Raw genomic sequence first — 14,279 nt, 5'->3', positions numbered from 1 at the left:
GCTGTTGTATGTGAGGATAACATCAATGCCACGTTGAGCGGCATTTAACGCAATACTTTTTCCTATTCCGCGGCTCCCGCCGGTTACAAGGACAATTTTTGATGCTGTTGTTTTCATCTTTTTAAAGTTTTAATTTATATAGCAAAGTTCAACAGCGCAGCGTAAGGCTACTTATACATTTCCGGATAGGTTTTATACATTTCAGAGATGGTCAACACGCTTTGGTTGGATTTGCTTTGTTACAGGGCTCTACAACAGTTAGTTTTCGGGTACTTTCGGCTTTCTTTCCGAAGTACCCCTTTTGCTGGACATTCCGGAATGCTTGACCATGCTGTTCCGTGCGCATTAGATCAATGAGTTGTGTTGTTGAATAATAATTTCAAATTTTTAAATTAGCCATTTAGTATGGTCAAAGTGTAACGGAACACCCCGAACTCTTTTCCGGAATGCAGTGATCAATGGCTTCGGAATATCCATCCAAAAGACCCGGACCAAGCTGATAATGAATTTCAAAGGCTGAATTAACGATTATTTTGGATAGTTCATTTTCATCCATATTCTTTGCGTCTTCGCGTAAAAAAAATAAGGTTTATCCTGTTTAGACATCCGTTTTTGTAAACGGAAATTCTAAAATAACTTCAGTCCCCTCTGTTATTTTGCTTTTTAATTTTATACTGCCGCCTAAAGCTTCAACCTGTGTTTTAACCATAAAAAGGCCCATACCCTTGCCTTCCATGGTGGTATCAAAACGTTTGTACAATCCAAACAAGTCGGCGGCATTCTTGGCGAGGTCGATCCCCTTACCATTATCCTTAAAAGTGAGCCTGATTTTATCTTCGAGCTGCTGGCTTTCAATATGAATAAGCGGCACAATACCAACCCGCCGATATTTGATGCTGTTTGAAATAATATTATAAAAAACGCTGTAAAGAAAACTCCGGATAGTAAACATCGAGCCAATGTCATCAAAAGCGCATTCAAAATAAACGTTTTCGTCTGCGATGATATACTGCATATCAACCTTAATATCATTCACCAGGCTGCTGAAATACACCGTTTCTTTTTTTTCATTTACTACCTTCCTGGTCTGCAAAATCTGGTTGAGATCCTGGATAACCGCATCAATGTTTTTTGCCGATTGCGAAGCTTTTTCAAGTACCTCATGCATTTCATTTAATGTGCCATCTTTTTCATCAAACAGGTACGACAGACCGATGATATTGGCAACCGGCGCACGCAGGTTATGCGATATGATATAGGTAAAATGCTCAAGATCTTTATTTTGCTTAATAAGATCGGCCGTTATCCTTTCGCGTTCAAGTTCGGCAATCTTATGTCCTGTAATATTCTTGTTAGCCGCTACAAAACCACAATGCTTATGCTCACTGTTTTTTACAACAAACCATTCTATTAGGTACCATTCTACGGTGCCATCGGTTTTTGGATAACTTATTTCATATTCAGTACTTCCGTTCAGGATAACTTTAACAAGCATTTCCTCCATGAAAGCCCATTTTTCTGCAGTGAAATAGGCTTTCATGGGCAGACCAATCTCCAGCATTTTGCTTTTCCGTTCTCCCGCATACTTCTGTGCCAGGGTATTAAAAGAAACAATGTTGAGTCCGTCATCAAACAACACGTAGGCTATATCAGTATTGTCAAAAATGGCGCGGAGGTTTGCTTCGGATTTTTGAAGCGCCTCCTGATCCTGTTTACTCTGGGTAATATCTGTTACCATAGCAAGAGCGCCCTTGTACTTACCCGTTTTGTCAAAAATTGGATTGGCCGATATGTTTGCCCATACATCCTCGCCGCTCTTTTTTACATACCTGATATTTAAATTCTCTTTTGCCCCATTTCTTCTCCTTTCCATGCAGGCTATCGCGTATGCCTTGCCCTCTTCATCCATAAAATCATAAAGCTCTTTTCCCATCATCTCTTCGGCAGAGTAACCCAGGATATCCGCTATCTTTATGTTTACAAAGTTTGTTTTTTCGTTTTCATCAATTGTCCAAATGCCTTCCTGCGCGGTTTCAACAATCTGCCGGTATAGCTCTTCGCTCAATCTAAGCGTTTCCTTTTCGGCTTTGCCAGAAGTAATATCCCTGATAATCCCCTCTGTTCTTATTAATTGCCCGGTTTCATCCAGGATAGGAATAGTCTTTTTCTCCACCCAGCATATCGCCCCATCTTTGCGTATAATGCGGTATTGACTGTTAGCCAGTTCTCCTTGTTCTAATCTTTTTTGCTCTTTAATAACAATGTGTTCATCCCCGGGGTAAATCACATCAAACCATAATTCCTTGCCGGCAATAAAATCCGCGGCTTTATAACCATACAGTTTTTCACAGGCCTGCGATAGCTGCAATACCTGCATATTTATCATATCAACAGAAAAGAAAACCTCATCCATCGCATTAAAAAATGCCATCAGGTCATGGGAGGTACTTTCCTGTATTTGTATCTTTTGTGGTGTAGGTCTATTCGGTAGCATAGAAGTAATAAGGTTTGGTATAAATACGGCTACATACTGCTGCAGCCACTAACAAAAAATAAACTGTCCCATTGTGTAGTTGCATAAAAATACGATTCACAAGGCATTAATTCTCTTGTAAATGCCCCCATTTGCATAGTTCCCGGCCGTCTTCCAATTCTAAATTCTCAAAATGTTTTACAGCCCGAAAGCGCGGTTCCTCATTCATCAATCCAAATTATTTAAACAGGAGCATTTCGAGTTAAAAAATTATCATAACAATAAAATCACATCGCTTATTATCTAAAACACGATGGGCTATTTATCTATAATTGAATGTAATATACATAATTATAAAAACTTTTATAAGAAGCTGTTTAAAAATATAGGCATGACGTTTTAAAAGGTTTGTCATCCTGAACGCAGTGAAGGATCTATTCGCAGACTGTACAGGGCGAAGAAGCATGGCGAATAATAGATGCTTCAAGCGTTCAGCATGACAAATGGCTTTTTTGCAACCACGTCATGGGTAGTTGTAAAATTTCGCGAAACGCTGAACGGGAAATGACGTATATCGTATGGCTGCGAGTCGACTCACCCCGACGAGGCTATGCCCGTCTGCCCCTCCGACTGCGTCGCATAGAGGGTCTAAAAAATAAAAATTGAGCTTAACCCTCTTTGCGGCATAAGCCGGAGAGGAGGATCGACCGGCGGAGCCTGGTCGGGGTGAGTCGATGCCAGCGTTCAAAGCCGATGGTTATCTAAAACGGAATTCGTCATACTGATCTCCGTCGAAACATAGCGGGCAAAGGCCTCTCCGCACGAGTCTTCGACAGGCTCAGACTGACAGGCCTTTACACCTTATAGGTAGGCACGAAGCATCAGCCCCGCCCAACACTCCCCGGAAATAAGAATTTATCAAGTCTCCCATTCCGGGGGAGATTTAGAGGAGGCTTGCCCCGCAATCACGAAAAGATATCCGTTTAACTAAAAGGCAATAAACTGAAACAATTTCCCGGTTATTTCCGTACCATGTAAAACACTGATTAACTTAAAACAACAGCTATATAACCTGCGGCATTTATTATAAAAGCAAAAAAATAAAATCCTTTCCATTATTAATAAGTACCAGCCCGGCACTTTTATAAAAACTGAAAATTAAAAAACAAAACAGCAGTTACCCATCATTTAAATAAGTAAACTATTAGTATACTAAAGCCAAAAAAACGCGTTTTTTTATAATAGTAATTTATTATTTTAGCGAAGGTCATCCTATGAGTTAACAAACTAACATAATTACAATTTGGCTTAATAGCTTGTATTGTTTATTTTAACCATAAGTTAATCACAACATACATTTACAAGAAAAGCACCAACACCATAAAATGAGGCTGATATTTCTTTTTTTTTCGTGTATATCCCTGCTTTACTCCGGCCTGTGTTACCCGCAATCGCAAAGTCCGCAATTTAAACGACTTAGTACCAATGAAGGCCTTTCGCAAAGCCATGTAACTGCCATTATTAAAGACAGCCGCGGCTTTATGTGGTTTGGAACCGAGGATGGCCTAAATAAATATGATGGCTATCATTTTACACACTATAAACACGACCAAAAAAACAAAGCCACCATTATTGACAATTATGTATTGGCTATTATGGAAGATGGTGCGGGTAATTTATGGATTGGAACCGAAAGCGGCCTTGACAAATTTGACCGCGCAACAAATACATTTATCCATTACTCGGGTAACAATTTAACTTTCGCCGTTCGGTCTGTTTTTTTAGATAATAAAAAGAGGATTTGGCTGGGCACCAGTAAAGGCTTGTATTTATTTAACGCGGCAAATGGTTCATTTAAAAAATTCACACATACAGATAAAACCACCAACGGTTTAGTTAACGATTTTATAAACCAGCTTACCCAGGATAATAATGGCTGGCTATGGATAGGAACCGATGATGGCCTGTATCATTTTAATCCCCAAAACGGCAAGTTTGTTGGCTACGTTCATGACCCTGCCAACAATAAAAGTATTGGCGCCAGCTGGATAAAAGCTGTATATAAAGATGGTAAGGGCAATATTTGGATAGGGACGCATGGCGGCGGGCTGGCATTATACAACAGCAAAAGCAATTCATTTATAAATTTTAAACATAACTCCAATAATAGTAACAGCATCAGCCATAATGATATTCTTTCGATGCTGGAAAGCGGCGACGGGAAACTGTGGATAGGGACCGAAAATGGTGGAATTAGCGTACTTGATTACAAGGCTAATAAGTTTGTTAGTTATAAATATGATGCAAATGATCCTCACAGCCTTGGTAGTAACTCTGTTTATTGCTTATATAAGGATGATACAGGAAATACCTGGATTGGCACTTATTCGGGCGGTGTAAACTTTTTGCCCGGGTTTGGTAATAAATTTACCTCCTACAGGCAAAACCCAAACAACCCAAATAGTTTAAGCAACAATATCGTTCTGGCCATCTCGGGCGACGACACCGATGAAAATATTTGGATTGGTACCGATGGTGGCGGCCTCAACTTATTTAACAGGAAGAAAAAAACCTTTACTCATTACCTGCATGACGACAACAACAGCAATACCATAAGTAATAATTATGTAATGGCAATTGTACCATTAGATAAAAACCTTATTGGTATTGGCTATCATATAGGAGGTTTTGATTTGTTTGATAAAAAAAAGGGAACCTTTACGCATCACTTGCCCCAGGCAAACAATCCGCGCAGCCTTTCCATTTCAGATATCAACAACATGTATAAAGACCATGACGGCAATATATGGATAGGGACCTGGAAAGGCGGCCTTAATTATTATAACGTAAAGACCGGTCTTTTTACCCAATACAGGAACAATCCCCGGGATAAAAACAGCCTGAGCAGCGATATTGTTACTACCGCATACCAGGATAAGCAAGGCAATATGTGGATAGGTACCGATAATGGCCTGAATATATTAAACCCTAAAACCGGCCATTTTACGCATTACCGGCATGATGAGGAAAACAAACACAGTATATCAAACAACACTATCGAATCTGTAACCGAAACAGACGATGGTGAGATGTGGATAGGTACAAATGGTGGCGGCCTTAACCATTTTAACAAGCGCAGCCATACATTTACGATATATACCGAAAGGGAAGGTTTGCCAAATAATGTGATCTACACTATTGTGAAAGATGGGAAAGGCAACTTCTGGCTAAGCACCAACAAGGGGATTTCCAGGTTTAATCCCAAAACTAAAATCATCAGAAACTATGGCATTTCTGACGGGTTGCAGGGAGATGAGTTTAAAGGCCATTCCCGTTTTAAAACTGCAGATGGGCAAATGTTTTTTGGCGGTGTTAACGGATTCAGCACTTTTTATCCCGATAGTTTAAAAGACAATAACTTTATTCCTCCCGTTTATATAACAGGTTTGCAGATTTTTAACAAACCTGTTATCGCGGGCGGCAAAAACTCACCGCTTCAAAAAGATATCAGCGAAACAAACGCCATAAATCTTTCTTACAAACAATCGGTATTTACATTTGAATTTGCTGCCCTGAACTATACCATTCCCGAAAAAAACCAATATGCCTATAAGCTCGAAAACTTTGATAAAGACTGGAACTATGTGGGCAATAAGCGAACAGCTACGTATACCAACCTTGATCCGGGTTATTATACATTCAGGGTTAAGGCATCTAATAACGATGATAAATGGAATAACAAAGGCGCATTTATCAGCATTTATATTAAACCTCCTTTTTGGCTTACCTGGTGGTTTAAGCTCATCATTATCGTGATTATTGTTGCAGGCGGGCCTACATTTTACCTCATCCGCACGCGTGCTATATTGAAACAAAAAGACGAGCTGGAACGCCAGGTTAAAGAACGCACCGCGCAGCTGGCCAAGGCAATAGAGGTTGAAAGAAAATCGGCCCTTGAAGCAGCGGAAGCTAACAAAGCTAAAAGTATATTTTTGGCCACAATGAGCCACGAGATCCGTACGCCTATGAATGGGGTTATCGGGATGGCCTCTTTACTTGCCGAAACGCCTTTAGATGAAGAACAACGGGCTTTTACCGAATCGATACAAACCTGTGGCGAAGATTTGCTGGCGGTGATCAATGATATTTTAGATTTTTCTAAAATAGAATCGGGTAATATGGAGCTGGAGGAAAAAGATTTCAACCTGCGCACTTGTATTGAAGAAGTTTTTGATGTTTTTGCTTTAAAAGCCGCCCACTTAAAACTCGACCTGGTTTACCAGATTGACTACGATGTGCCGTCGCAAATTGTTGGCGATAGTTTAAGGCTTCGCCAAATCCTGATCAATTTAATAAGTAACGCTATTAAGTTTACAAAAAAAGGCGAGATCTATGTAGCAGTACACCTGCTCAGCGCTTCAGAAGACAACCACATCGAATTAAGCTTTGAGATAAAGGATACAGGTATTGGCATTTCTGCCGATAAGCTGCACAGGTTGTTCAAAGCGTTTTCGCAGGTTGATTCATCAACAACCCGCCAGTACGGCGGTACGGGACTTGGCCTGGTTATAAGCGAACAACTGGTAAAACTAATGGGTGGCAAAATTAGCGTTGAAAGCGAAATTGGCAAAGGAAGCACTTTCCATTTTTCCATCCTCTCGCACAAAAGCCTGCTGCCCGATCAAACCCAGGTACACCATAGTATGAATGGTTTTGAAAACAGTAAAATTTTGGTTGTTGATGACAATGATACCAATTGCCGCATTTTAAAAGGTCAGCTGGAACAGTGGAAGCTAAGCCCGGTGATAGCTAATTCGGGTAAGCAGGCACTTAGTATATTATCACAACATAACAATGATTTTAAGCTGGTTATTACCGATATGCAAATGCCGTTYATGGACGGAATTGAGCTGGCAACCTTAATACGCAATAAATACCCCGAATTACCCATAATACTTTTGAGCTCCATAAGCTATGTTTTCCATAAAGATAATCCCGGTCTTTTTTGCTCTATATTAACCAAACCTGCCAAGCAACATATTTTACATAAGCATATTGTAAAAGAACTTGGTAAACACTTAAATTCACCCATTCATGAACTGCCGCATGCCGATGCCGCAAAGCATAAGTTACCTGATAATTTTTCGGAAAAGTACCCATTGAATATTTTGGTTGCCGAGGATAACCAGATGAACCAAAAACTGATTATGAAGGTTTTGAATAAACTGGGATATGAAGCTGAGTTGGCAGCAGACGGACTGGAAGCCCTGGACTTAGTTAATAAAAAAACATTCGATATTATTTTAATGGACGTACAAATGCCAAAAATGGACGGCCTGGAAGCCACCCAAATAATAAAAAAACGTTTCCCGGCACGCCCCTTTATTATAGCGATGACAGCCAATGCGCTTCAAACCGACCTGCAAATTTGTATGGATGCAGGTATGGACGATTATATAAGCAAGCCATTTAAATTAGATGATGTGGTTAATAAGCTCGAAAAATGGGCAGTACATGCCAATGAATCTCCCTCATAAGTTAATGCGCTGTAAACTCAATAAAATTCCTGCAAACATTGGGTATACGTGCCCCGATAGGTATGATATGATTGCCTATATTCCGGGCCCCGCAAACAAATCATAGCCAAAAAATCTGCACATCTGAAATCTGCATATCTGCACATCTATTCCTCCGTCTCCTTCAATTCATCTTCCTTCTTCCCTTTACCCAGGTGAACAACTGGCTTATCCTGTGTGCCGGTAATGGTCATGGGGATGCCAAATATACCCAATGGCGGCAGGCCAAGGCGAAATTGCAGGTTCAGCTTACCATCAAAACTTACCTGTCCCTCAAACCGCGGCCGGAAACCGGCCATGCGCATTTTGGTACGCTCAATGGTGATGATATTATTGGCAATAGTGGTTTTAATATCTACTTTACTTACATCGTTTTTGCCGCCCAGGCTATCGCGCCCGGTTTGTTTACCTACCGCGCCAAACAGTTTAAAACCCTTTACTTTAACCTTTTTTACCGATAGTACTCCCCCACCCTTCAGTGATGGATATACCGGTTTCATATCGCTGTTGAGTTTGCCGCTCAGTTTATAATCAAGCGATACAATACCCTCGGCATTTGCTGCAGATGTGGCCATATCATGAAATAGCTTTACCTCGCGGTAGGCCCTTTTTATRTCAAACTCCCTGGCATCAATATGGTAATCAAAATATGCTTTTTGCGGGTTGATGCTGCCATAGGTAGCATCCATGGTTACCGGGGCGCCTATCAAGGTAAAACCGGTTTGCTTTAAAACAATCTGCCCTTTGCTGATGCTCATTTGCCCTTTGGCATCGTTAATATCCAGGCCATTGTATTTTACCTTTTTTACATCGGCAGTAAAATTCAGATCGAGGTTGGCGGGTACCAGGATAACACCCGGTTTAGCGGCTTTCGGCGTTGACGGGCCGCTGGCAAAGGCCATAAAATCATCGGCAATAATAAGTCCGCTTGTTAGTTTAAACTCCCCTTGTAAGGGCGAGTTTGGTTTAAGGGCATAATCTATCACGTTTGATAATGCGCCATCCAGCACGATAACCGATTTACCGTAGTTGGCGGTAAACTTATCAAACTTCATTTTATCCTGGTTAAAGCTGAACAAGCCTGTTTTAACCAGGAACGGCTTAGGGAACAAATCGGACGTAAGCGTAATATCCTTCACCTTCATGGTGCCCGAGTTAGCCAGCTGATTATACCGGCCGGCAGTGGCATCGCTTTGCCTGCCTTTTAAGGATAGGTTGGTACTGATAAGGCCTTTTACATTGTAGCCATTCATGGCAAACACCTGGTAAATTTTACCGATATCCAGCGAGCCCTGCGATTTGATGCTATAATCCAGATCGTCGAAGTTTTTGAGGTTAGCCTTCAGCATAAAGGGCTGGCCTTCAAACGTAAAGGATACCGGTTTGATATTCACCTTCAATCCTTTTAATGAGCCGGTATTATTGCTGATAGCTGTGCTTACCTCGATATTTTGCAGCGGGTGCGGGTAGTATTTGGTTTGAATATACCCGCCATGCAGATCAATCTGCGCGTTGGTAACCGGGAAGATCCTGCGGGCCGGGATATAATGGCCTTTGGTTTGCACATCAGCATCAAGGTTGCCACGCAGGTCGATACTATCCACAGGGTAAAATTGCTTTATATCACTTAGGTTAAATTTCGCTTTCAGGTTGGCGTCAATCATAGCGCCTGCTGTGTTGCTCAATTTTAAATAGCCTTTTATATAGTTATTTAGTGCATTAATGTTAAGGTTGGTCATGGCCATGGTGGCATGCTCGGGGTTATGATCGGGACAATTGGCATCCAGGTTAAAGCTGATATTTTTCATGGCTTCGGGTAATTTGGAATACTTAAAATACCCATCCCTGAAACCTGAGTGCAGCGTAAATTTAGGTATGCTGGTTATTACTGTATCAACGTGATGCCGGATGCCGGTCTTTTTTATCCCGGTAGCGTATTTACCATCGGCTATCATGTGCAGGGAGTACCTGCCCCTTACATCAAATGCTTTAACACCAAATGCCTTGTTCCATTTCTCCAGGTCGATCTCTGTATTGATCTTGGCAAAAACAGTTGGCGATTTAATACCTTTTACCTTAATCACCGAACCAAAATAATCTTTCCCGATATTGAAATATACCGAATCGATATTCAGGTTAAGGCTATCGGGATTACAACCGGGTACTTTGGCATCCATGTTGAGATACAGATTTTTTACCGGTTCAGGTGTGTTTTTATTGGCTATATAACCATTGCGCACCTTCATGCTGAAATCCAGGTCGGGCATTGTTTTGGTTGCGGCAATGTATTTACCAATAAGCGACATGGTTATTTTTCCGGTTCCGTTCAGCTCGGTATCATCAATCCATTTGGCGTATTGAGCAGGCAGTGCGGTAAAAATATCGCTCAGGTCGCTTTGCTCAGATTTAATCCTGAAATCCATACCATAGCCATCATTTAAAAACTCAAACCGGCCTTTAAACTCAACAGGCAGCTGGTTAATCATCAGGTTATTTTTTTGAAATATAAACGCAAACGATTTTGTATTAATACTGGTAACCAGGTCGGCATTTACTTTTTTATGAAAGATGTAAGGCTGCCCCGCGTAAGTAAAATCTACCGAGCCAATTTCGGTATGGGTGTACAGGTCAAACACATCTTTACTTAAGTCGCCGCTGCCTTTGTAGTTAAAGTCGCTGGCATTAACCAGCATTGGTATTGATCTGTCGTTATAAACTAAATGGCTTTTCTCTATCAATATCTGCTCAATACCTAATGAGGCGCTTGCAGTATCCGCCGCCGCGGCAGGCTGCGCGTTTTTTGATTTGTACACATTATAATTGGCATGCCCTGCACTATCTACCTCAATATTGATGGTAGCTTTACTTAAATAAATACGGTTGATATTGATTTTGCTTTTAAACACCGACGATAGGTCAATTGCCAGTGAAACCTCCTTAGCTGCCACCAACGTATCAAGCTGAAAAGGCGCACTGCCGTTAAGCGAAAAATCATTCAGCGTGAGTGTAAGCGCCGGGAATTTTTTAAAAAACGAAAGACTGGTACCCGAAAAATTGAGCTTGCCATTGATACTGCCACCAGCCCATTGTTTTATTTTATTAGTGATGGTTTGCGGAAAAAGGTAGGGCAGCAAAAACATTAATGCTAACAGGCTCACCAGGGTAACGCCAAATATTTTGAGTGTTTTTAATATGACTTTTTTTATAGGTAGGGGCATAAAAATACAGCTAATGGGATGCCATAAAGATAATGGTAAAAGCGGAGGGCACAACGAAAAAATAATCCCTCTAAAAAAGTATCCCTTTCGGCTAAAAGTAGTAGGTGAATACACAAACTACGGGAACAGACTTTTATTTTAAATCCCCTTTTCTGTGGTGGGCCTGGCTGGACTTATGCCCCTCAAATATTCGGCAATAGCTTTAAAGTTCCGTCTCATCTGTTCATCCGGGCTTTCTTCCTTTTCCATATACTCTGCCCAGCCTAATGGCGTTCCTTCGTAAACCTTATCTTTTAAATCAAGCCTCGCGCCGGCCTCAACCAATAGTTTCACCGCATCAAGCGATCCTGAATACACAGCCTGGTGCAGTGGCGTAGCATGTGTATGAAAGCCGGCATTGTTTTGAGGATAGCCGTTTGGATCGGCCCCTAAACTCAATAAATAGGCTACCATGTTGGGTTTCCCATAAAAACCGGCCACGGCCAATGCCAGCAATAATTCTTCTTTACCTGCGGTTGCTGTCATATCAATAACGTCCGGCATCCTATCAAGGCCAATTGCTACGGCCAATGTAAGTTTACCTCCCCGATCAATAAGATGTGCTGCTGCTTCCATATTGCCGTGTGCCAAAGCGCCCAAACCGCCGCCGGGCTTTGCACCCGCATCAATCAGCACATCAATCATTTCAATTTGTACACCGCATTCCTTGGGGATCCGTCCGGTTGCAACCAGTCCCAGGGTATAATCCAGTTGCATTTGCGCGGTATCGGCGGCCTCATTTTTTACAAGCCCTATCAGTAACCTGGTTATGTCAACAATATTAACTGCTAATTTGCCCGTGCGAATAGGGTTATCGGCAACAAACCAAAGCAGGTACGGGTCCTTAAAATAACCTGGTTCGGGATAGTTTAATCTATCATGTATTAAGCGCGGGTTTTGGGTTACCAGGTCTTCCAACGTGATTATATCGCCCCGGTCAATAGCTTCTACAGCCTGGCGAAATAGCGGATCTGTGATATCGGAGTTTTCCATTGTAGTAATTAACTGGCCTTTATCAGTATAAAGATACACTAATTGTAAAATATAGGTCTGTTAATTAAAAATCCGGATTTTTAAAGGTTGATACTCCCGTCTTTAAAACGGAAATATCGCCTTAAAGCTAATGTTCCTGCCAATGTTGTAAATGCCCAGGTGCCCGTTTGGCGATGCTGTGTAATATTCAAAATACTTCAACCTGTTAAGGTTGGATTGATAAGCGGTATCAAACAAATTATCAACCTGTAAAAAAAGCTCACAAAAAGTTTTTTCTGATTTTCCTTTAATGGTTGCACCTGCGCCAATATTAATAAGGGTATACCCGGGTGTGGCTGTTTCGGTATTATCCAAAGCGTAGAAGCGGTTTTGAGCCATATATGCATCGGCTTCGGTTTTAAACCAGATTTTTGAAAACATACCATAAGCCCGTTGTAAAGTAACCTTTAATTCCGACCGGATATGCAGCGGCGGGATAAAAGGCAGGTATTTTGCCGCGCCATTTGATTTATCTATCAGCTGTTGATTTTGGTTGATACCGGTAACATAGGACATGCTGTTATTAAACGCAAGCCATTTAATATGTTGCGGATGCAGGTTAACGGTAAATTCGGCGCCATAAAGCCTGGCTTTTGATTGCTGGTACTCATAAGTGCTGTTACCTGCAACAATCACTACCGGGTTGCCGTTGGCATCGGTGAGCTTAGCCTGGTAAATGTAATTATCAATCTGGTTGTTAAAAAACTCGGCTATCAGGTCAACATCCTTCAAATAGGAAATAATTCCGATATCTTCCTGCAGGCTAAACTCCGGGCTAAAGCCGCGGTTGCCCAGGTAAACAATATGCGCGCCCGGATCAAGCCCGTTTGAGCCGATCTCGGTAATGTTGGGCGCACGGTAACCTCTCGCAATATTTGCTTTTACCAATAAACGGTCGCTGATGTTATATGTTAATCCTAAACTGCCCGAAAAGCCTTTATAAACATGCTTAAACGCAGGGAATTGTAAATGCGCGCCGGCGGTATCAGGTAATTTAACCTGCTGCTCAAAGCCGTTTTTAGGATTAGGGCCTACATAAAAATCATTCCAACTGATATGGCGATTATCATACCTTATTCCGCCCGAAAGGTCGAGCTTTCCAAAGCTTTTCCTGGCGAAAAAGAATGTACCTGCATCAAATAAGTTATAATCAGGAATGGGAAAATCTGTAGCCGCCTTGCTGCGGTTGGCCTGGTACATACCATTAACGCCTACTGTACTTTCTATACCGCCAAAGGTGGGCAAATTGTATTTCAGGTCGTAATTAAGGGTATTTAGCACTACATATAAACCAGGCTGCTGTGCCAAAGTGGGGTGGTTATATTCCCTGCGGATGCTTTGCTGTAAACCCAGCGAGGCATCCAGGTTACCGTTGCCCAATTTTACCTGGTTATGGGTATAAACGCGGTAATGCTGAATACGCTGATGCAGCGGCGCAATGGAATAGGAGTTTAATTCATCATTGCTTACCAAAGGTCTTTGTTTAATATTGTCATTAGCAACTTCATTCACCTGCCTGGTAAATTGCCTGGTAAGCGAATCGCGGCTGCCATCTGGAATCTCCTGCCGGTTATCATATAATGTAGCGGCCATTTGCCAGTACCCCCATTTTTTATCAACCCTAACCATGCCCGATAAATTATACTCCCTGAAACCGGTATTGTAAACAAGTCCGTCAATTTTATTACGGTAATCATGTGCTGTTTTGGCCGTGGCCCTGAATGCATATTTCCAGTCATTTTTTTTATAAGCTAAGCCCAGCGACGTGCCTATCATACCGTTATTGGTATGATAATCTGCCACATAATCGCCTTTTAACACACTATCAGCTCCATTGGGAATAGCGGGGATAAGGTTAATTACCCCGGCTATGGCGTCAGAGCCATAGGTTAGGCTGGCCGGTCCTTTGATCACTTCAGCGCGGCCAATGCCATACTGGTC

The 14,279-nt window shown here is 41.7% G+C and carries 6 protein-coding genes; 1 reads left to right on the top strand and 5 read right to left on the bottom strand.

Annotation, left to right across the window (positions count from 1 at the left end):
* Together AC1DPZ_RS12580 and AC1DPZ_RS12575 are read right to left on the bottom strand one after the other, a co-directional pair.
* Positions 1-117, bottom strand: a 117-nt coding sequence (locus AC1DPZ_RS12580) for an SDR family NAD(P)-dependent oxidoreductase (RefSeq protein WP_477403789.1), incomplete at its 3' end; no start/stop codon positions are given.
* Between the two features lie 481 nt (positions 118-598).
* On the bottom strand, positions 599-2,494 hold the full coding sequence (locus AC1DPZ_RS12575; RefSeq protein ID WP_477403787.1) for a PAS domain-containing sensor histidine kinase: 1,896 nt from the start codon (positions 2,492-2,494) through the stop codon (positions 599-601).
* Positions 2,495-3,858: 1,364 nt separating this feature from the next.
* Between AC1DPZ_RS12575 and AC1DPZ_RS12570 the strand changes: the two genes are divergently transcribed.
* A complete protein-coding gene (locus AC1DPZ_RS12570) occupies positions 3,859-8,010 on the top strand; it encodes a two-component regulator propeller domain-containing protein (protein ID WP_477403785.1) in 4,152 nt (1,383 codons plus the stop codon).
* A gap of 146 nt (positions 8,011-8,156) precedes the next feature.
* On the opposite strand, the gene AC1DPZ_RS12565 is transcribed toward AC1DPZ_RS12570, so the two are convergent.
* The 3 genes from AC1DPZ_RS12565 to AC1DPZ_RS12555 form a co-directional block, all read right to left on the bottom strand.
* A complete protein-coding gene (locus AC1DPZ_RS12565; RefSeq protein ID WP_477403783.1) occupies positions 8,157-11,267 on the bottom strand; it encodes an AsmA family protein in 3,111 nt (1,036 codons plus the stop codon).
* Between the two features lie 138 nt (positions 11,268-11,405).
* Positions 11,406-12,299: an ankyrin repeat domain-containing protein gene (locus tag AC1DPZ_RS12560; RefSeq protein ID WP_477403781.1), complete on the bottom strand. Its 894-nt coding sequence runs from the start codon at positions 12,297-12,299 to the stop codon at positions 11,406-11,408.
* Positions 12,300-12,401: 102 nt separating this feature from the next.
* On the bottom strand, positions 12,402-14,279 hold a 1,878-nt coding region (locus AC1DPZ_RS12555; RefSeq protein WP_477403779.1), incomplete at its 5' end, for a TonB-dependent receptor.

The organism is Mucilaginibacter sp. P4_G9, from assembly GCF_056400985.1.
The sequence above is the reverse complement of the archived record's forward strand: the minus strand, read 5'-3'. Positions and strand labels throughout refer to the sequence as shown.

Coding starts and splice junctions, on each gene's coding strand:
- AC1DPZ_RS12575 (WP_477403787.1), bottom strand. CDS start 2,494: ATGCTACCGAATAGACCTACACCACAAAAGATACAAATACAGGAAAGT.
- AC1DPZ_RS12560 (WP_477403781.1), bottom strand. CDS start 12,299: ATGGAAAACTCCGATATCACAGATCCGCTATTTCGCCAGGCTGTAGAA.